19 protein-coding genes are annotated in these 19,704 nt (G+C 64.0%); 4 read left to right on the top strand and 15 right to left on the bottom strand.

Going from position 1 to position 19,704, the window contains the following annotated elements:
- Positions 1–17 precede the first annotated feature (17 nt).
- Genes LW136_RS20570 through ubiE form a run of 5 tightly spaced genes read right to left on the bottom strand, consistent with a single transcriptional unit; the run spans position 18 to position 3,788 of the window.
- Positions 18–350, bottom strand: coding sequence for a phosphoribosyl-ATP diphosphatase (locus LW136_RS20570; protein ID WP_011911574.1), 333 nt, complete (start codon positions 348–350; stop codon positions 18–20).
- Positions 343–738: a phosphoribosyl-AMP cyclohydrolase gene (gene hisI, locus LW136_RS20565; RefSeq protein ID WP_234173930.1), complete on the bottom strand. Its 396-nt coding sequence runs from the start codon at positions 736–738 to the stop codon at positions 343–345. The genes LW136_RS20570 and hisI overlap by 8 nt, the downstream gene beginning before the upstream one ends.
- A 49-nt stretch (positions 739–787) precedes the next feature.
- Positions 788–2,398, bottom strand: a complete 1,611-nt coding sequence (ubiB, locus tag LW136_RS20560) for a ubiquinone biosynthesis regulatory protein kinase UbiB (protein ID WP_044315788.1) — start codon at positions 2,396–2,398, stop codon at positions 788–790.
- Positions 2,395–3,018, bottom strand: a complete 624-nt coding sequence (locus tag LW136_RS20555; protein ID WP_023447083.1) for a ubiquinone biosynthesis accessory factor UbiJ — start codon at positions 3,016–3,018, stop codon at positions 2,395–2,397. The genes ubiB and LW136_RS20555 overlap by 4 nt, the downstream gene beginning before the upstream one ends.
- Positions 3,018–3,788, bottom strand: a complete 771-nt coding sequence (gene ubiE, locus LW136_RS20550) for a bifunctional demethylmenaquinone methyltransferase/2-methoxy-6-polyprenyl-1,4-benzoquinol methylase UbiE (RefSeq protein WP_234173929.1) — start codon at positions 3,786–3,788, stop codon at positions 3,018–3,020. Before ubiE ends, LW136_RS20555 begins: the two co-directional genes overlap by 1 nt.
- A gap of 232 nt (positions 3,789–4,020) precedes the next feature.
- On the opposite strand from ubiE, the gene LW136_RS20545 reads away from it, so the two are divergent.
- Complete coding sequence (locus tag LW136_RS20545; RefSeq protein WP_014821915.1) at positions 4,021–4,296, top strand: polyhydroxyalkanoic acid system family protein; 276 nt, start codon at positions 4,021–4,023, stop codon at positions 4,294–4,296.
- A gap of 169 nt (positions 4,297–4,465) precedes the next feature.
- Here LW136_RS20545 and LW136_RS20540 read toward each other — a convergent pair whose 3' ends face one another.
- The 5 genes from LW136_RS20540 to LW136_RS20520 form a co-directional block, all read right to left on the bottom strand.
- The gene (locus LW136_RS20540) at positions 4,466–4,840 is read right to left on the bottom strand and encodes a gamma-butyrobetaine hydroxylase family protein (protein WP_046618537.1); all 375 of its coding nucleotides are present in this window, start codon (positions 4,838–4,840) and stop codon (positions 4,466–4,468) included.
- Between the two features lie 48 nt (positions 4,841–4,888).
- On the bottom strand, positions 4,889–6,232 hold the full coding sequence (hslU, locus tag LW136_RS20535; RefSeq protein ID WP_014821913.1) for an ATP-dependent protease ATPase subunit HslU: 1,344 nt from the start codon (positions 6,230–6,232) through the stop codon (positions 4,889–4,891).
- An 89-nt stretch (positions 6,233–6,321) separates the two neighbouring features.
- Positions 6,322–6,858, bottom strand: coding sequence for an ATP-dependent protease subunit HslV (gene hslV, locus LW136_RS20530; protein WP_014821912.1), 537 nt, complete (start codon positions 6,856–6,858; stop codon positions 6,322–6,324).
- 119 nt (positions 6,859–6,977) lie between these two features.
- A complete protein-coding gene (locus tag LW136_RS20525; RefSeq protein WP_234173927.1) occupies positions 6,978–9,350 on the bottom strand; it encodes an FdhF/YdeP family oxidoreductase in 2,373 nt (790 codons plus the stop codon).
- A 90-nt stretch (positions 9,351–9,440) separates the two neighbouring features.
- Positions 9,441–9,923, bottom strand: a complete 483-nt coding sequence (locus LW136_RS20520) for a tRNA (cytidine(34)-2'-O)-methyltransferase (RefSeq protein WP_014821910.1) — start codon at positions 9,921–9,923, stop codon at positions 9,441–9,443.
- Between LW136_RS20520 and LW136_RS20515 the strand changes: the two genes are divergently transcribed.
- Positions 9,922–10,371, top strand: coding sequence for a hypothetical protein (locus LW136_RS20515; RefSeq protein WP_226686766.1), 450 nt, complete (start codon positions 9,922–9,924; stop codon positions 10,369–10,371). The two genes, LW136_RS20520 and LW136_RS20515, sit on opposite strands and share 2 nt — an antisense overlap.
- Before the next feature lie 54 nt (positions 10,372–10,425).
- Here LW136_RS20515 and ntrC read toward each other — a convergent pair whose 3' ends face one another.
- The 5 genes from ntrC to glnA form a co-directional block, all read right to left on the bottom strand.
- Positions 10,426–11,862 carry a nitrogen regulation protein NR(I) gene (ntrC, locus tag LW136_RS20510; protein WP_014821908.1) on the bottom strand — a complete coding sequence of 479 codons (1,437 nt, stop codon included), beginning with the start codon at positions 11,860–11,862 and terminating at the stop codon, positions 10,426–10,428.
- Positions 11,859–12,941, bottom strand: a complete 1,083-nt coding sequence (gene glnL / locus LW136_RS20505; protein ID WP_014821907.1) for a nitrogen regulation protein NR(II) — start codon at positions 12,939–12,941, stop codon at positions 11,859–11,861. Before glnL ends, ntrC begins: the two co-directional genes overlap by 4 nt.
- Before the next feature lie 169 nt (positions 12,942–13,110).
- Complete coding sequence (locus LW136_RS20500; protein ID WP_234173925.1) at positions 13,111–13,740, bottom strand: DUF4124 domain-containing protein; 630 nt, start codon at positions 13,738–13,740, stop codon at positions 13,111–13,113.
- The gene (locus tag LW136_RS20495; protein ID WP_234173924.1) at positions 13,737–14,285 is read right to left on the bottom strand and encodes a DUF4124 domain-containing protein; all 549 of its coding nucleotides are present in this window, start codon (positions 14,283–14,285) and stop codon (positions 13,737–13,739) included. Before LW136_RS20495 ends, LW136_RS20500 begins: the two co-directional genes overlap by 4 nt.
- 164 nt (positions 14,286–14,449) lie before the next feature.
- Positions 14,450–15,856, bottom strand: a complete 1,407-nt coding sequence (gene glnA, locus LW136_RS20490) for a glutamate--ammonia ligase (protein WP_014821904.1) — start codon at positions 15,854–15,856, stop codon at positions 14,450–14,452.
- Between the two features lie 338 nt (positions 15,857–16,194).
- Here glnA and thiI point away from each other — a divergent pair, with 338 nt between their 5' ends.
- Positions 16,195–17,649 (top strand): tRNA uracil 4-sulfurtransferase ThiI, encoded by a 1,455-nt coding sequence (thiI, locus tag LW136_RS20485; RefSeq protein WP_234173922.1) that lies wholly within the window; start codon positions 16,195–16,197, stop codon positions 17,647–17,649.
- A gap of 167 nt (positions 17,650–17,816) precedes the next feature.
- Positions 17,817–19,637: a translational GTPase TypA gene (gene typA / locus LW136_RS20480; protein ID WP_090521779.1), complete on the top strand. Its 1,821-nt coding sequence runs from the start codon at positions 17,817–17,819 to the stop codon at positions 19,635–19,637.
- Positions 19,638–19,704: the final 67 nt, after the last annotated feature.

The following is a 19,704-nucleotide window of genomic DNA, read 5'->3' as shown; positions in this document are numbered from 1 at the left end:
GATATCTCCGATGTGAATCAGGTTTGCGGACGCGCGGCTTTTTCCGCGTGTCCGGAGAGACCGAAGCGTCGATCCAGTTCATCCAGTACGGCCTGGGGGTGCTGGCCGAGCGCGGCGAGCATGACCAGGCTGTGGAACCAGAGGTCAGCGGTTTCGTAGATCAGGTCGCTGGAGTCGCCACTGACGGCAGCGTCCTTGGCGGCGAGAATGGTTTCCACCGATTCCTCGCCGACCTTCTCGAGAATCTTGTTCAGGCCCTTGTGGTACAGGCTGGCAACGTAGGAGCTGTCCGGCGCCGCGCCTTTGCGGGCTTCCAGCACCTCGGCCAGACGGGTCAGGGTGTCACTCATGCTTGTGCTCCGCATAGATGGCGTGAGGATCCTTGAGGACCGGCTCGACGACCTTCCACATGTTGTTCTCGAACACGCGGTAGAAGCAGCTTTCCCGGCCGGTGTGACAGGCGATGCCGCCGATCTGCTCGACCATCAGGATGATCACGTCGGCGTCACAGTCCAGGCGCAGCTCGTGCAGCTGCTGCACATGTCCGGACTCCTCGCCCTTGCGCCACAGCCGGTTGCGCGAACGCGACCAGTAGATGGCGCGGTTTTCCTGCGCAGTTAACGCCAGGGCTTCGCGATTCATCCAGGCCATCATCAGCACGCGGCCGGTCTTGTGGTCCTGGGCGATCGCCGGCACCAGACCGTCGGCGTTCCAGTTGATTTCGTCCAGCCAGTTCATCGGATTCTCCGCTCAATGGGCCAAGTGTGCCAGCCTGCACCAGCGATGGCTATCGGCGCACCACGATGAAGATGCCGGCTACCAGCATCACCCACGCCGGCCAGGCGGTTACGGCGGTCAGGCTGTCGGCGCTGGCCGCCAGAGTCGCGCCGCTGCCGAGCAGTACGGCGCCGATCAGACGCAGCGGCCAGCCGTGGTGGCGCTCGCGCCAGGGCGGCGGTGGGTTGTTCGCGTGCGGGTGCGCCATGCGCTCGAGCAGCTCGCGGGTCATGTTGGCCAGGTGCGGCAGTTGTTCAATCTGCGCGTGCACGTTCTTGATCAGCTGCTTGGGGCTCATGCGCTCGCGCATCCAGCGCTCGAGGTACGGCTGGCCGGTGCTCCAGAGGTCGAGATCCGGGTACAGCTCACGGCCGAGACCTTCGATGTTGAGCAGGGTCTTCTGCAGCAATACCAGCTGTGGCTGCACTTCCATGTTGAAGCGACGCGCCACCTGGAACAGGCGCACCAGCAGCTGGCCGAAGGAGATGTCCTTCAGCGGCTTCTCGAAGATCGGCTCGCAGACGGTGCGGATCGCGGCCTCGAATTCGTTGACCTTGGTTTCCGCCGGCACCCAGCCCGAATCGATGTGCAGCTGCGCGACCTTGCGGTAGTCGCGCTTGAAGAAGGCCATCAGGTTGCGCGCCAGATAATCCTGGTCCTCGGGCGTCAGGCTGCCGACGATGCCGAAGTCCACCGCGATGTACTGCGGGCTCCAGGGCTGGTGGGTGCTGACGAAGATGTTGCCGGGGTGCATGTCGGCGTGGAAGAAGCTGTCGCGGAACACCTGGGTGAAGAAAATCTCCACCCCGCGCTCGGCCAGCTGGCGCATGTCGGTGTTCTGTCGTGCCAGCCCAGCCATGTCGGTCACCGGTACGCCGTAGATGCGTTCCATCACCAGCACCTGCGGGCGGCAGTAGTCCCAGTACACCTGCGGCACGTAAAGCAGCGCCGAGCCCTCGAAGTTGCGCTTGAGTTGGCTGGCGTTGGCCGCTTCGCGCAGCAGGTCGAGCTCGTCGTATATGGTCTTGGCGTAGTCGTCGACCACTTCCACCAGGTGCAGGCGGCGCGCGTCGATGGAAATGCGCTCGGCACTGTTGGCCAGCATGAACAGCCAGGCGAGATCCTGGCTGATGATCGGCCGGAGGTTCGGGCGCACCACCTTGACCACCACTTCCTCGCCGGAACGCAGCTTGGCCGCGTGCACCTGCGCCACCGATGCGGAGGCCAGCGGCTTGCTGTCGAAACGGGCGAAGATTTCCCCTACCGGAGCGCCCAGCTGGCGCTCGATGAGTGCCGTGGCGACGGCTGAATCGAAGGGCGGCACGCGGTCCTGCAGCATCGCCAGCTCTTCTGCGATATCCGGCGGCAGCAGGTCACGGCGGGTGGAGAGGATCTGCCCGAACTTGATGAAGATCGGCCCCAGGCCCTCCAGTGCCAGACGCAGGCGTGCGCCGCGCGACAGCTCGCTGTGGCGTCGCGGAATCCAGCGCCAGGGCAGCAGGTAGCTGGTGGCGCGCAACCACCACGGCATCGGCAGGTCGAGGATGATGTCATCGAGGCGGTAGCGGATCACCACCAGCAGGATGCGAAACAGGCGGCGTGCGGCGGCGAACAGCTTCATTCGGGGCGATCTGGATTCAGGTTGAGGGCGAGGCGCTCGATGCGGGCTTCGAGTCGGTCGAGGGCAAGTTTCATGTCATCCAGCTCGTTGAAACGCGCCTGGGCTTCGGCCTGGCCGACCAGCATCCGCGATTCCTCGCTGAGGTAGTCGGCAAGGTCCTGACGCAGCGAGTCGGCGCTGTCGCGCACCCAGTCCACTGGGCTGCGCAGGCTGGAGCCGAGCAGCTGTGCGCCGACCGGGCCGAGCCAGCGGGAAATTTCGTATTCCCAGTCCAGCTCCAGATCCTGCAGCACCTCAGCGAGGTTCATCAGCAGCCCACTGTCGCCGTCGATCTCGACCTCGGGGCCATGCAGCACGGCGGTCTTGTTGCGGCTGACGGCCAGGCGCAAGAGGCTGCTCGCAGGCGCGCGCAGGCGGCAATCGGCATCCGCGCCCCAGTTGCTGGCCAGGCGCAGGCCTTCGTCGTCGGCAAGGATGAACAGCCGCCAGGCCGGCGCCGTGCAGTCGATCTCGATGATCCGGCCGCTCAGGCGTGCCAGTCGTGGCAATGCCGTGGGGTCCAGGCGCAGGACGCGATTGATGCCACGCTCGGCACCGGCCAGCAGGGCAGCGCGCAACATCAGGGTTTGATGCCGCGGTGCAGGGCGACGATGCCGCCGGTCATGTTGTGATAGCGGACGCGCTCGAAACCGGCGGTCTCCATCATGCCTTTGAGCGTTTCCTGATCCGGGTGCATGCGGATCGACTCGGCCAGGTACCGATAGCTCTCGGCGTCGTTGGTGATCAGCTTGCCCATCATCGGCAGCAGGCTGAACGAGTAGGCGTCGTAGGCCTTGGAAAACAGCTGGTTGGTCGGCTTGGAGAACTCCAGTACCAGCAGGCGGCCGCCCGGCTTGAGCACGCGCAGCATCGAGGCGATGGCGTCTTCCTTGTGCGTCACGTTGCGCAGGCCGAAGGCGATGGTGACCACGTCGAAGTGATTGTCCGGGAAGGGCAGCTTCTCGGCATCGGCCTGAACGAACCTGACGTTGCCGGCCACGCCCTTGTCCAGCAGCTTGTCGCGGCCGACCTTGAGCATCGAAGCATTGATGTCGGCCAGCACCACCTCGCCGGTGGGGCCGACGATGCGCGAGAACTGGCGGGTCAGGTCACCGGTGCCGCCGGCGATGTCCAGGATGCGATTGCCGTGGCGGGCGCCGGACAGCTCGATGGTGAAGCGCTTCCACAGGCGATGCACGCCACCGGACATCAGGTCGTTCATCAGGTCGTACTTGGCGGCCACGGAGTGGAACACCTCGGCCACCTTCTGCGCCTTCTGGCTTTCCGGCACGTTCTTGTAGCCGAAATGGGTGGTCGGTTCTGCGTCATGCGCTTTGCGAGGGTCGGTCATGTCACTTTCGCCGGAAAGAATGTGCCCGGCATTCTAAACCTAAATAGGCGGCTGATAAGCGTCGAGCTGGCGGCCGCGGGCAAAAGGTCTAGCGGCGACATGTCGCAGGATGGCGCTGGCGACAGGCCTGGGGGACAGGGGGTTCACTGGCATTAGCAGGCGGGGCGGCCAGGCGATCGACGGCGCCGCTTTGTTATAGTGCGCGCCTTTTCGGGCGCAGCCAGGAGTCCTCATGGCCCAGATCATCGTCGAACGTACCCACAATCTTGGCCGCGAGGCCGCACGCGAGAAGGCCGATGAACTGGCTGCACGCCTGGCTCGCGAGTTCGGTGTGAGCTGTCAGTGGCAGGGCGATGTGCTGGCGGTCAAGCGCAGCGGCGCGGATGGGCGTATCGAAGTCTACGAGGACAGCGTGAAGGTCCTGCTCAACCTCGGCCTGCTGCTCTCGGCCATGGGCAGCAGCATTCAGGGTCAGATCGAGCGGGCGCTGGACAAGGCGCTGGCCTAAGCTGGCGGTCAGCCTGGCGGGCGCCTCGATAAGGTGCCGGGCGTAGGGTGGATGTCGCTTTTTACATCCGCCGCGACTCCAATCGGTGGGCCGCCACCCGGTGGATCGCCATCCGGTGTGCCGTCACCCGGTGGATCGGTGAAGCGTGATCCACCCTACGGGTTCGCCTTCACAACATCAGCTTGACGACCGATTCATTTGGGTCGCGTGACTTGCCGGCGGCCGCCAGTGCCGCGAGATATTCCTCCCACAACGTCTGCTGATTCAGCGCCAGGCGCTCCAGGTAATCCCAGGTGAACAGGCCGCTGTCATGGCCGTCGCTGAAGGTCAGCTTCAGCGCGTACTGGCCGGCCGGTTCGATCTGCTCCAGGCCTACGTTCAGCTTGCCGGTCTGCAGTACCGGATTACCGTGGCCCTGCACCTCGGCCGAGGGTGAATGCACGCGCAGGAATTCGGCGGACAGCACATGGCGCTCGTCGCTGCCATATTCCAGCTCCAGGGTTTTCGACGCCTTGTGCAGCTTGATTGCGGTGGGGATGCGCATGCAACGCTCCGGAAGAACCGGCCGTGGCGATTGCCACGGCCGCGACGGTTAGAGGATGTAGCGCGACAGGTCTTCGTCCTGCGCCAGCTCGCCGAGATGCTCGTTGACGTAGGCAGCGTCGATGCGGATCGCCTCGCCGTCCTGCTTGGCGGCGATATCGGCAGCGCTGAAGGAAACCTCCTCCAGCAGGCGCTCGAGCAGCGTGTGCAGGCGACGCGCACCGATGTTCTCGGTCTTTTCGTTGACCTGCCAGGCGATCTCGGCGATGCGTTTGATGCCATCTTCGAGGAATTCGACGTGCAGGCCTTCGGTCTTCAGCAGCTCGCGGTACTGCTCGGTGAGCGCCGCGTGCGGCTCGGTGAGGATGCGCTCGAAGTCTTCCGGGGACAGCGCCTTGAGCTCGACACGGATCGGTAGGCGACCCTGCAGTTCCGGCACCAGGTCGCTGGGCTTGGACAGGTGGAAGGCGCCGGAGGCGATGAAGAGGATATGGTCGGTCTTGACCATGCCGAGTTTTGTGTTGACCGTGCAGCCTTCGATCAGCGGCAGCAGGTCGCGCTGCACGCCCTCGCGGGAGACATCGGCGCCGCTGGTGTTGCCGCGCTTGGCGACCTTGTCAATCTCGTCGATGAAGACGATGCCGTGCTGCTCGACCGCTTCCAGGGCGCGGGCCTTGAGGTCTTCTTCGTTGACCAGGCGCGCGGCTTCTTCGTCGCGGATCAGCTTGAAGGCTTCCTTGATCTTCAGCTTGCGGCTCTTCTTCTTGCCCTTGCCCATGTTGGCGAAGAGGTTCTGCAGCTGGTTGGTCATCTCCTCCATGCCTGGCGGTGCCATGATTTCCACGCCGGCCGGGCTTTCGGCGACCTCGATGTCGATTTCCTTGTCATCCAGCTGGCCTTCGCGCAGGCGCTTGCGGAACAGCTGGCGGGTGTTGGAATCGCTCGGCTGCATTGGCTCCTCGGAGAAGCCCACCGGACGTGCCGGCGGCAGCAGGGCGTCGAGAATGCGTTCCTCGGCGGCGTCCTCGGCGCGGTGGCGCATCTTGTGCACCTCCTGTTCACGCAGCATTTTCAGCGCGGCGTCCGCTAGGTCGCGGATGATCGACTCGACGTCGCGGCCGACATAGCCGACCTCGGTGAACTTGGTCGCTTCCACTTTCAGGAATGGCGCATTGGCCAGCTTGGCCAGGCGGCGGGCGATCTCGGTCTTGCCGACGCCGGTCGGGCCGATCATCAGGATGTTCTTCGGGGTGACTTCCTGGCGCAGCTCGGCCGGCAGCTGCATGCGCCGCCAGCGATTGCGCAGGGCGATGGCGACGGCACGCTTGGCGTCGTCCTGGCCGATGATATGGCGGTTGAGTTCGTGGACGATCTCGCGGGGCGTCATGGACATTGTTTCGTTACTCCGGAAGGCTGGGCGGGATACAACAGGCGGCTTGAAAAACCTAGGCGAGGCAACGCAGCTAGGTTTTCATCGACCTGTCAGATCGCGCTGTCCAGCTCCTCTATGGTCAGATTCTGATTGGTGAATACGCAGATGCTGCCGGCGATGTTCAGCGCCGTCTCGGCGATTTCCTGGGCCGACATGTCGGCGCCGGCCTTGAGCAGCAGCGCCTTGGCCGCGGCCTGGGCGAAACCGCCGCCCGAACCCATGGCGATCAGGTCGTCTTCGGGCTGCACCACGTCGCCATTGCCGGTGATGATCAGCGAGGCGTCCTTGTTGGCCACCGCCAGCATGGCTTCCAGGCGACTCAGGGAGCGGTCGGTACGCCAGTCCTTGGCCAGCTCGACGGCGGCGCGGACCAGGTGACCCTGATGTTTCTCCAGCTGCCCTTCGAAGCGTTCGAAGAGGGTGAAGGCGTCGGCGGTGGCGCCGGCGAAGCCCGCCAGAACTTGGCCGTGATAGAGGCGGCGGACCTTCTTGGCGTTGCCTTTCATGACGGTGTTGCCCAGGGAAACCTGGCCGTCGCCGCCCATGACGACTTTGCCGTTGCGGCGTACTGAAACGATGGTGGTCAAAGGAAAATCTCCACACTGCGGGGCGATGAATGCCCGAATGCGGTTGATATGGGGGACTGCTGCCGGCTTTTCAACGGCTGTCGGCGAGGTTCATCGACAGCCGTGGTCTGCACGAGGCGCTAGGCCGGCCCGGGTTGTTCGCTGCGCTGCGGGCGACTGGGCTGGCGCGGCACGTCGCCGGCAACCGACGCGGCGATCAGCTTGCGCAGGCGCACCGGAATCGATTTGGCCGCCGGCACCTTGCTGCGTTCGGCATGGTGCCAGACCGGCAGCAGGGCATTGCATTCCGGGTAATAGCCGGCGCAGCAGCCTTCGGGGATATCGTACGGCGTGACCCGCAACGGGCTGACCGCGCGGTGCACGCCATCGTCGACCACGGTGATCGCCTCGATGCGGTCGCCTTCGGCCAGGCCGAGGCGGACGATGTCGTTGCGGTTCATCAGGATCACCGCGCGGGTGCCATGGATGCCGCGGAAGCGGTCGTCGTAGCCGTAGACGGTGGTGTTGAACTGGTCGTTGCTGCGCAGCGTCATCATCTGCAGCACGTCGTGCTGCTCGTGGCCGTCTTCTTCGGTGTCGGGGTCGGCCACCAGCGATGGCGGGTTGATGAAATTGGCTTTGCCGGACTCGGTATCCCAGCGTCGTTCGCTGGCGCCAAGCGGGCGATGGAAGCCGCCGGGCTCCATCATGCGCACGTTGAAGTCGTGGAAGATCTCCGGGTAGCTCTCGGCGATGGCGTCGCGTATCAGGCTGTAGTCCGCGACCCAGGCGTCCCAGTCCAGCATCGGGTTGGGTGTCAGTGTGGCCTTGGCCAGCCGCGCGATGATTGCCGGCTCCGATAGCAACAGTTCGCCGGCCGGCTCGGCGGCGCCGCGCCAGGCGCGGATGCAGCCGGTGCTGTCCTCGGTGGTGTGACGCTGCTCGCCGGTGGCCTGACGGTCGATCTCGGTGCGCCCCAGGCAGGGCAGGATGTAGGACACCTCGCCGGCGATCAGGTGGTTGCGATTGAGCTTGGTCGAGACCTGCACCGACAGCCGCAGCCTGCGCCAGGCCGGCTCCATCTGCAGGGTGTCGGGAATGGCGCGGACGAAGTTGCCACCCAGGCCGATGAAGCCGCGGATGCTGCCATCGAGAATGCCCTCGCAAGCCTCCACGGTGTTCACGCCGTCATCGCTTGGCGGCTCGAAGCCGAACTGCCGGCGCAGATTGTCCGCCGGCACCTTTGCCGCCTTTTCGGTGATGCCGACGGTGCGCTGGCCCTGCACGTTGGAATGACCGCGCACCGGCAGGATGCCTGCGCCTTCCTTGCCGATGTTGCCGCGCAACAGCAGCAGGTTGACCAGCATCTGGATGGTCTGCACGCCGTAGCGGTGCTGGGTCAGGCCCATGCCATAAGGCGCAATCACCCGTTCGCAGCGTGCATAGACGGTCGCTGCCGCTTCCAGCGCGGCGCGGCTGAGCCCCGAACGGCGTTCCAGCTGCGCCCAACTGTAGCTGCGGATGCGCTGTTCGAAAGCCTCGAAGCCATGGGTGTGCTGCTCGATGAAGCCCACGTCGAGCACGCGCTTGCGACCCTCGGCGACGGCCTGGTCGTCCATTTCGAACAGCGCCTTGCACATGCCGGCGATGGCGGCCATGTCGCCGCCGATGGCGAGCTGGTGATACTGGGTGCTGATCACCGTGCTGTCCGGTGTGAGCATTTCGCGCGGCGACTGTGGATTGACGAAGCGCTCCAGACCGCGCTCGCGCAGCGGGTTGAAGGTGACAATCTGCGCGCCGCGCTCACGGGCTTCCTGCAACTGATGCAGCATCCGCGGGCTGGAGGTGCCGGTGTTGTGGCCGAAGAAGAACAGCCCGTCGGTGTGCTCGAAATCGTTCAGGGTGACGGTCGCCACCGGCACGCCGATGCTCTCCGGCAGCGCCACCGAGGTGCTCTCGTGGCACATGTTGGAGCTGTCCGGCAGGTTGTTGGTGCCGTACAGCCGCGCCAGCAGGCCATACATGTAGGCCGTTTCCAGCGCCGCGCGCCCGGACATGTAGAACACCATCTGATCGGGATCGGCCATGGCCTTGAGCTCGGCACCGATCTCGGCGAAGGCTTCATCCCAGCTGACCGGCTGATAGTGATCGCTGGCGGCGTCGTAGCGCAGCGGATGGGTCAGCCGGCCCTGCTGCTCGAGATCGTAGTCGCTCCAGTTGAGCAGTTCGCTAACGCTGTGCCTGGCAAAGAATTCCGGGCCGCAGCGCAGCGACGTGGTTTCCCACGCAGTCGCCTTGGCGCCGTTCTCGCAGAAGGACAGTGGTCGTGACGGATGCGGCTTGGCCCACGCGCAACTGACACAGGCGAAACCGTCGATCGGTTTGTTCTGCTTGAGCAGCAGACCGATACCGGCCGGCGAAACGCGCTCACGCAGCAGGATATTGGCGACGGAGTAGGCTGATCCCCAGCCGCCCGCGGGCGCGTGGTAGGGCCTGAACTTGGTCTGGGACACGTCGTTTCTCCTGCTGCCAAGGGAGCTTGTCTGTTTACGACGGGGACCGTGGCGGATCGTTCAGGACCCTTTGTCACAAGGTTGTACCGCTCACTCCATGGCGAAGCCGTGCTGGCGCCAGGCCTCGTACACCGCGACGGCCACGGTGTTGGACAGGTTCAGGCTGCGGCTGTCGGGGCGCATCGGCAGGCGCAGGCGTTGCTCGTTGGGCAGTGCGTCGCGGATCTCCGGCGGCAGGCCGCGGCTTTCGGGGCCGAACAGCAAGGCGTCGCCGCGTCGGTAATGCACCTCGTGAAACGGCTGCGAGCCCTTGGTGGTGAATGCGAACAGCCGCGGGCCGTCCGCGTTTGCGGCGTCGATGCCGATCCGCGCGAGGCAGCTCGGCAGGTCGGCGTGGCGCTCCAGCGTGGCGTACTCGTGGTAGTCGAGGCCGGCGCGGCGCAGGCGCTTGTCGTCCAGCTCGTAACCCAGCGGCTCGATCAGGTGCAGGTGGCAGCCGGTATTGGCGCAGAGCCTGATAATGTTGCCGGTATTGGGCGGAATTTCCGGTTGGAACAGGATCACGTGAAACATGCGCAGCACCGAGGTTGAAGACCGGCGGCATTCTACCGGGGCGCAGGACCCGATGCGCCGCATACGCCGGACCTTTTTCGGTTCGCTGGTGCTGATCGGGCTGCTGGTGGGGCTGATGATCGGCCGGCTCACCGCGCCCGGGCCGGTGCAACTGGCACTGGTGGAGGTGCAGCCGCAAGGCCTTTCGTTGCAGTTCGACCGCGAACCCGAGGTATATGACGAGCATCTAGAAGGGGCGTTCGCCCTGCTGTTCCAGGCCGAAGGCGAGCCACAATCCGGACAGCTGCAGATCGACGGCATGACAGTGGCCTGGCGCGTGCAGCAGACCGGGAAAGGCCTGTTGCTGCATCTGGTGGCGGCGCGGCGACTGCAGGGGCAATGGCACGGCGAACGCCACGATGGTGGCTGGCGTATCGCCGTGCAGGTGGCGGCCGACAAGCAGCCATGATCCAGGTGACGCCCTTGGCAGGGCGCTAAAACGATGCGGTGTCAGCAGCCGCGCTCAGCTGTCGTCGCCGTCATCGTCATCGCTGCCATCGACGCGCATGCCCAGCTCCTTGATCTTGCGCGTCAGGGTGTTGCGACCCCAGCCGAGCAGCAGCGCGGCGTCGCGGCGGCGACCGGCGGTGTGCTTGAGCGCGGTCTCGATCATGATGCGTTCGAAGGCTGGCACCGCCTCGTCGAGCAGGTTGCTCTGGCCGCGCGCCAGGGCCTGATCGGACCAGTTGCGCAGTGCCTGTTCCCAGTTGTGCGCGGGCTGTGCCTCGGCCTGCTGGTTGAGCAGCTCCGGCGGCAGGTCGTCGACATGCACTTCACGGCCGGATGCCATCACCGTGATCCAGCGGCAGGTGTTCTCCAGCTGGCGCACGTTGCCCGGCCAGGGCAGGTGCTGCAGGTATTCCTTGGTTTCCGGCTTGAGCACCTTGGTTTCCACCGAGAGCTCCTGCGCGGCGCTGGCGAGGAAGTGCTCGGCGAGTGCCGGGATGTCCTCGCGGCGATCGGACAGGCGGGGAATGTGGATGCGGATGACGTTCAGGCGGTGGAACAAGTCCTCGCGGAACTTGCCCGCCTGCACCAGGGTTTCCAGGTCCTGATGCGTCGCGGCGATGATGCGCACGTCGACCCGCACCGGCGTGTGGCCGCCGACCCGGTAGAACTCGCCATCGGCCAGCACGCGCAGCAGACGGGTCTGCGTATCGGCCGGCATGTCGCCGATCTCGTCGAGAAACAGGGTGCCGCCGTCGGCCTGCTCGAAGCGGCCGCGGCGCTGATTGGCCGCACCGGTGAAGGCGCCTTTCTCGTGGCCGAAGAGCTCCGACTCCATCAGATCCTTGGGGATAGCCGCCATGTTCAGCGCGATGAATGGCGACGCCGAACGCGGGCTGTGGCGGTGCAGGGCATGGGCCACCAGCTCCTTGCCGGTGCCGGACTCGCCGTTGATCAGCACGGTGATGTTGGAATGGCTGAGCCGGCCGATGGCGCGGAACACCTCCTGCATCGCCGGCGCCTCGCCGATGATCTCCGGGGTGTGGTGGCGGTTGGCCGGTTCCTGCTGGTTCTGCTGCTCCTGGGCGTGCTGATTGGCGCGCTTGACCAGCGAGACGGCGTCGTCGACGTCGAACGGCTTGGGCAGGTATTCGAAGGCGCCGCCCTGGTAGGAGGCCACCGCGCTGTCCAGATCCGAATGCGCGGTCATGATGATCACCGGCAGGCGCGGGTACTGCTCGCGGATCTGCGAGAGCATGTCCAGACCGCTGAGGCCGGGCATGCGGATGTCGGAGATGATCACATCCGGCTGCTGGCGGGCGAGGCGGGCCAGCACACCGTCGGCGCTGTCGAAGCTCTGCGTGGCCATGCCTTCCTGTTGCAGGGCCTTTTCCAGGACCCAGCGGATGGAGCGGTCGTCGTCGACGATCCAGACGTTTTCGCTTCGGCTCATGCTGATGTGGCTCCTTGTTCCAGCGGTAGGAAGATCGAGAACACGGTGTGGCCAGGATGGCTCTCGCATTCGATCAGACCCTGGTGCTGACTGATGATGTTCTGGGTGATGGCAAGGCCCAGGCCGGTTCCGTCCGGGCGGCCGCTGACCATCGGGTAGAAGAGCGTGTTCTGCAGTTCGGCGGGAATCCCCGGGCCGTTGTCGATGATCTCGATGCGTGTCACCAGGCGATGACGAATATGGCCGATGGTGAACTGCCGCAGTGTGCGGGTGCGCAGGGTGAGACGGCCGAGGCCCAGCTCGTTCTGCCCGGCCAGTGCCTGCATGGCGTTGCGCATGATATTGAGCACGGCCTGGATCATCTGTTCGCGGTCCATCAGGACTTCGGGAATGCTTGGGTCGTAATCGCGCACCAAAATGATGCTTCCCTGGCATTCCGCCTCGATCAGGCTGGCGACGTGTTCGAGCACTTCGTGAATGTTGGTCATCGACAGCGACGGCAGCTTGTTAGAGCCGAGCATGCGGTCGACCAGATTACGCAGGCGGTCGGCCTCCTCGATGATGACTTCGGTGTAGTCCTTCAGGTGTTCTTCGGGCAGCTCGCGGGCCAGCAGTTGTGCCGCACCGCGAATGCCGCCCAGCGGATTCTTGATCTCGTGGGCCAGGCCGCGCACCAGCATCTTGGTGGTTTCCTGCTTGGACAGCTGGGCCTCTTCCTTGGTGATGCGCAGCAGTCGGTCGCGCGGCAGCACTTCCAGCAACAGCATGGTTTCCTGCCGGGTCAGTACCGGGGTCACCGCATAGTCCACGGTCAGTGTCTGGCCGGTGGCGGAGGTCAGGGTGGCTTCGCGCTTGGTGAACGGATGGGCTTCTTCAACCGCCTGGCGCAGGGCCGCCAGGGCTTCCGGCGACTCGGTGAACAGCTCGCTGATGAACTGTCCGTGGCTGCGTTGGCCGCTGACGGCCAGCAGCATTTCGGCAGCCGGGTTCATGTACTCCAGGCGCAGGCGCGAGTTGAGCAACAGCGTCGCGGTAGTCAGATTCTCGATCAGCAGGCGTTGCAGGGCTTCGTTGATCATGGCTGGTCTGCGTCCGGAAGGTCAGGCAGGAAATGCAAGAACCAAACCAAACGCGCCATTGCGGCGCGGATCGGCGTGATGCTGCAGCCCTACGGGCTGTCCGGTGACCCAAATTGGTGACGAGCGATCCGCTCACCTGATGGGCGCACCAAACAGGTGCACCCCATGATCATAGAAAGGGCACGAAGGGAATGTCGCGTTTTTCCACCGGCTTGTCCTTTAGCGGGCATTCCGGGCGAACGCCGTAATCGGCCTTCTGGCAAGGATTGACCATGCGCCGCTGGGCCAGCGAGGTGCGGATCAGGTGAAAGGGCTGGTTCGCGGTGTGTTGCAGGACGCGCTCCTGTTCATCCACGACAGCCACCGCCAGCTGATGGGTGCCACGATCGACGTTGCTCAAGGCGAAGGAAGTCTGTTGGCCGGGTGCGCCGAACGGCTGGTCATCGAGCAGTACCTGATAGGCGTGGCCGGGGTGCAGCGTCGGTTCGGCCTGCACGGTGACGCTGACATTGCCGGCGTTGTTGCGGATCGCTTCGTCCGCCGTCGGGCTGAGGATGTGCAACTGATAGATGATGCTCGCGGCTTTCGGTGCTGCCGGCTCCGTAGGGCGTGCGGTCGGCATCGGCGGCGCAGGCATGCTGTTGGACGGCTTGAGGTGTACTTCTTCGGCCGCCTCGCCGGCCGGGCGATCGGTGAAGACCCGATTGCCCTCGGCGTCGACATAGGAGTAGACGCCGGCGAGGCAGGGCAGGGCGGCCGCCAGCAGTGCGACGGCCAGGGTCTGCCGCAGGATGATCAAGGAGCAGGCCTCGGAGGCTTCGGACGCAATGCCGGGCTGGAGGTATTCACCCGTTGCACGGTGAACAGCTCCGGCTGGCTGCGCTGGATGACCTTCTCGCCGCTCAGCACCTCGACGTGCAGGCGATGCTCGCCACGCTCGACATTGTTCAGTTGCAGCGAGGTTGCGGCACTGGCGGCAGCCTGGGGAATGCCGTCCAGCACGAAGCGCAAGCTGTGGCCGGGTCGTAGCGGCGGCTCCAGCAGCGCGCTGACGACGAAGGTCCCGTTGTTGGCGCGCAGGGCTTCTTCATCGGGAATCCCGCTCAGCATCAGCGTCTGGTAAGGGGTTCGCTGTGCTTGCTGGCTATCCGGCAGCGGTGGTGGCGGTTCGGGCGTGCGGATATTTACCGTATTGGCTGGCGGCAGGTCGACGGTATCGGCCTGGACACCCTCAGGTGGCTGATTGGTGAACACCGTATTGCCTTGTGCATCGGTGTACTTGTAGATCTCGGCGAAGGCCGGAAGGCTGAGAATGAACAGCAGGCTGAACAGTGCGCTACGCATGGGAGGCTCCGCGGAGTTGGACTGCCGAAGCCTTGCACTGCGCCGAGTTGCAGGCAAGTGCGATCGGTGGGATTTGCGAGGCGTGACAAGCTGCACGAACCGCCGCCGGACTGCAGAAACGAAGAAGGCCACCCGAGGGTGGCCTTCCTGTCACGCGAGCTGGATCAGACGCTGTAGTACAGGTCGTATTCCAGCGGGTGCACGAAGGTGCGCACCTTGATCTCTTCCTCGGACTTCAACTCGATGTAGGCATCGATGAACTCGTCGGAGAACACGCCGCCCTTGGTCAGGAACGCGCGGCCCTTGTCCAGCTCTTCCAGGGCTTCCTTCAGGCTGCCGCACACCTGCGGGATCAGCTTGCCTTCTTCCGGCGGCAGGTCGTACAGGTTCTTGTCGGCCGCATCGCCAGGGTGGATCTTGTTCTGGATGCCGTCCAGGCCAGCCATCAGCAGTGCAGCGAAGCACAGGTACGGGTTGGCAGCCGGGTCCGGGAAGCGCGCTTCGATACGACGGGCTTTCGGGCTGGAAACGTACGGAATACGGATCGAGGCGGAACGGTTGCGGGCCGAGTAGGCCAGCATGACCGGTGCTTCGAAGCCCGGGACCAGACGCTTGTAGGAGTTGGTCGACGGGTTGGTGAAACCGTTCAGCGCCTTGCCGTGCTTGATGATGCCGCCGATGAAGTACAGGGCGGTCTCGGACAGGCCGGCATAGCCTTCGCCAGCGAAGGTGTTCTTGCCATCCTTGGAGATGGACATGTGTACGTGCATACCCGAACCGTTGTCGCCATACAGCGGCTTCGGCATGAAGGTCGCGGTCTTGCCATAGGCGTCGGCGACGTTGTGTACGCAGTACTTCAGGGTCTGAACTTCGTCAGCCTTGGCAACCAGGGTGTTGAACTTCACGCCGATCTCGTTCTGACCGGCAGTCGCCACTTCGTGGTGGTGAACCTCAACGACCAGGCCCATTTCTTCCATGGCGTTGCACATGGCGGTACGGATTTCGTGGTCGTGATCGCACGGCGGAACCGGGAAGTAGCCGCCCTTGACGGCCGGGCGGTGGCCCTTGTTGCCGCCTTCGACGTCCTGGTCGGTCATCCAGGAGCCCTGCTCGGAGTAGATCTTGAACATCGAGCCGGAGATGTCCGACTTGAACTTGACCTGGTCGAAGATGAAGAACTCCGGCTCCGGGCCGACGAATACGGTGTCACCGATGCCGGTGCCTTTCAGGAACTCTTCGGCGCGCTTGGCGATGGAGCGCGGATCGCGGTCGTAGCCCTGCATGGTGCTCGGCTCGACGATGTCGCAGACCAGGATCAGGGTCGGCTCTTCGGTGAACGGATCCAGCACGGCGGTTTCGTCGACCGGCATCAGGATCATGTCGGAGGCTTCGATGCCTTTCCAGCCATGGATGGAGGAGCCGTCGAACATCTTGCCGTGCTCGAAGAAGTCTTCATCCTGGGCATCACGAGCCGGAACGGTGACGTGGTGCTGCTTGCCTTTGGTATCGGTGAAGCGCAGATCAATCCACTTCACATCGTAATCTTTGATCAGTTGAAGCGACTTCGACATGGTGTTCTCCAAGTGGTGGAAGCGTGACAGTGAGCTTCCGAATCAGGGTGAAGCCGGGCGGCGATGTTCCGCCAAGGCGACCTGCCTCACAAGGGAGCAAATTGCATGCCAGTGCTCTTTCTTGGGACTGCAGGCCTCTGGCAGCGCTGCGGCAGCGTTTGCGCGTCTCAAAGCGTAGCTGCTGCACTGGATTGATGCGCGGTATTGGTGCGGCTCGCCAGTAAAGTGCATTCTTTTGGTGCGTTCTGCTGCGTTTGAAGAAAGCGGTTAAATGTTGAGCAGTTTCCGCTATACTCCGCGCCCCTCTTTTCCTGCCACATCGGCGCCGCGCTGTTTCCATGAAGCTGATCGTCAAGGTTTTCCCCGAAATCACCATCAAGAGCCCGCCGGTGCGCAAGGGCTTCATTCGCCAATTGGCGAAGAACATCCGCACCGTGCTGCGCGAGCTCGATCCCGACCTGCGGGTCGAGGGCGTGTGGGACAACATCGAGGTGGAAACCGTGCGCAGCGAGCCGAAGCTGCTGCGCGAGATGATCGAGCGCCTGCGCTGCACGCCCGGCATCGCCCATTGCCTGGAAGTGCACGAGTACCCGCTGGGCGATCTTGATGACATCGTCGCCAGATGCAAGGCGCACTACGCCGAGCGCCTGCCAGGCAAGATCTTCGCCGTGCGCTGCAAGCGTGCCGGCAAGCATCCGTTCAGCTCCATGGACGTCGAGCGCCACGTTGGCAGCCAGCTGCGCCAGCAGTGCGGCGCCGCCGGTATTTCGCTGAAAACACCGGAAGTCGAAGTGCGCATGGAGATCCGCGACCAGCGCCTGTTCGTCGTGCACGAGCAGCATGACGGCATCGGCGGCTACCCGCTGGGCGCTCTGGAGCAGACGCTGGTATTGATGTCCGGTGGCTTCGATTCCACCGTGGCCGCCTATCAGATGATGCGCCGCGGGCTGATGACGCATTTCTGCTTCTTCAATCTCGGTGGCCGCGCCCACGAGCTGGGCGTGATGGAAGTCGCTCATTATCTGTGGAAGAAGTACGGCAGCTCGCACCGCGTGCTGTTCATCAGCGTGCCGTTCGAGGAAGTGGTCGGCGAAATCCTGCAGAAGGTCGACAACAGCCAGATGGGCGTCGTCCTCAAGCGCATGATGCTGCGCGTCTCGACGCAGATCGCCGAGCGCCTGCACATCGACGCGCTGGTTACCGGCGAGGCGATCTCGCAGGTCTCCAGCCAGACCCTGCCGAACCTCTCGGTAATCGACTCGGCCACCGACATGCTGGTGCTGCGCCCGCTGATCGCCAGTCACAAGCAGGACATCATCGACACCGCCTTCGAGATCAGCACCGCCGAGTTTGCCAAGAACATGCCCGAGTACTGCGGCGTGATCTCGGTGAACCCGACCACCAAGGCCAAGCGCTATCGTATAGAGCACGAAGAAAAGCAGTTCGACATGGCTATCCTGGAGCGTGCGCTGGCGAATGCCCGCCAGGTTGCCATCGACCGCGTGATCGACGAGCTGGGCCAGGATTTGCAGGTGGAAGAAGTCGTCGAGCCGAGCGCTGGCCAGGTCATCCTCGACATTCGTCACCCCGACAGCGCCGAGGACGAACCGCTCGAGCTGCCGGGCATCGAAGTGCAGACGCTACCGTTCTATGCACTGAACAACCGATTCAAGGAGCTGGATGAAAACCGCCAGTACCTGCTGTATTGCGACAAAGGTGTCATGAGCCGCCTGCATGCTCACCATCTGCTGAGCGAGGGGCATGTCAATGTACGCGTCTATCGTCCGGCCTGACTCATCGGTGAAACAGCCGGGGCTGCTTGGCGGCAGCATCCGCCACCGCCCTCCCGACCGGCACTGATCGCAAGGCCAGGCCGTACAACCCTCGGACAGACTGTCTTCGTCCGGACTTTTTCCAGCTTCCAGCCTCAGCTCGAAGCTATCTACAGAGAAAAGAATCAGTGATCGAGAATCTACGCAACATCGCCATCATCGCCCACGTTGACCATGGCAAGACCACCCTCGTCGACAAGCTGCTGCGTCTGTCCGGCACCCTGGATCGCAAGGAGCTGGAAAACGAGCGCGTGATGGACTCCAACGACCAGGAAAAGGAACGCGGTATCACCATCCTGGCGAAGAACACCGCGCTGAAGTGGAACGGCTACAACATCAACATCGTCGACACCCCCGGCCACGCCGACTTCGGCGGTGAAGTCGAACGCGTCATGAGCATGGTCGACTCCGTGCTGCTGGTGGTCGACGCCCAGGACGGCCCCATGCCGCAGACCCGCTTCGTGACCCAGAAGGCGTTCAAGGCCGGCCTGCGTCCGATCGTCGTGGTGAACAAGATCGACCGTCCGGGCGCGCGTCCTGACTGGGTCATCGACCAGATCTTCGACCTGTTCGACAACCTCGGCGCCACCGACGAGCAGCTGGACTTCCCGATCGTCTACGCCAGTGCCCTGAACGGCATTGCCGGCATGGACCACGAGAAGATGGACGACAACATGGATGCGCTGTTCCAGGCCATCATCGACCACGTTCCGGCCCCGAAGGTCGACCTCGACGGTCCGTTCCAGATGCAGATCTCGCAGCTGGACTACAACAGCTTCCTCGGCGTGATCGGCATCGGCCGCATCGCTCGCGGCACCATCAAGGCCAACAGCCCGGTCACCGCCATCGGCGCCGACGGCAAGAAGCGCAACGGCCGCATTCTGAAAATCATGGGCCACTCCGGTCTGCAGCGCGTTGAAGTGCAGGAAGCCGAAGCCGGTGACATCGTCTGTGTATCCGGCATGGATGAGCTGTACATCTCCGACACCCTGTGCGACCAGAACGCCGTCGAGGCCCTGCCGCCGCTGACCGTCGACCAGCCGACCGTGAGCATGACCTTCCAGGTCAACGACTCGCCGTTCGCTGGCAAGGAAGGCAAGTTCGTCACCAGCCGCAACATCAAGGACCGTCTGGAGAAGGAACTGCTGCACAACGTCGCCCTGCGCGTCGAGCCGGGCGACAGCCCCGAGAAGTTCAAGGTTTCCGGTCGTGGCGAGCTGCACCTGTCGGTACTGATCGAAACCATGCGTCGTGAAGGCTTCGAGCTGGCCGTAGGCCGTCCGGAAGTGGTGATCATCGAGAACGAGGACGGCGAGAAGCAGGAGCCGTACGAGAACGTCACCATCGACATCGAGGAGCAGCACCAGGGTCCGGTGATGGAGCAGATGGGTCTGCGCAAGGGCGACCTGAGCAACATGGTTCCGGATGGCAAGGGCCGTGTCCGCCTGGAGTACACCATCCCGGCGCGTGGCCTGATCGGCTTCCGTAACAACTTCCTGACCCTGACTTCCGGCTCGGGCATCCTGACCTCGACCTTCAGCCACTACGGCCCGATCAAGGCCGGCGAAGTGACCAACCGCCAGAACGGTGTGCTGGTCTCGATGGCCACCGGTACCGCGCTGACCTACTCGCTGGAAACCCTGCAGGCACGCGGCAAGCTGTTCCTGGCGCCGGGCGACGAGATCTACGAAGGCCAGCTGTGCGGCATCAACAGCCGTGACAACGACCTGGTGCTCAACCCCACCAAGGGCAAGAAGCTCGACAACATGCGCGCTTCCGGCAAGGACGAAGTCATCGCCCTGGTTCCGCCGATCAAGTTCACCCTCGAGCAGGCGCTGGAATTCATCGCCGACGACGAGCTGGTGGAAGTGACGCCGAAGTCGATCCGCCTGCGCAAGAAGTACCTCAACGAGAACGACCGCAAGCGCTTCGAGCGCAGCAAGGTCTGACACCCGTTGCGAGACAACAGAAAGGCGCCTTCGGGCGCCTTTTTGCTGTCTGACCTTTCGTTCATAT

The organism is Stutzerimonas kunmingensis (assembly GCF_021432085.1).
Taxonomy (GTDB): Bacteria; Pseudomonadota; Gammaproteobacteria; order Pseudomonadales; family Pseudomonadaceae; genus Stutzerimonas.
This window is presented reverse-complemented; position numbering and strand designations above follow the sequence as displayed.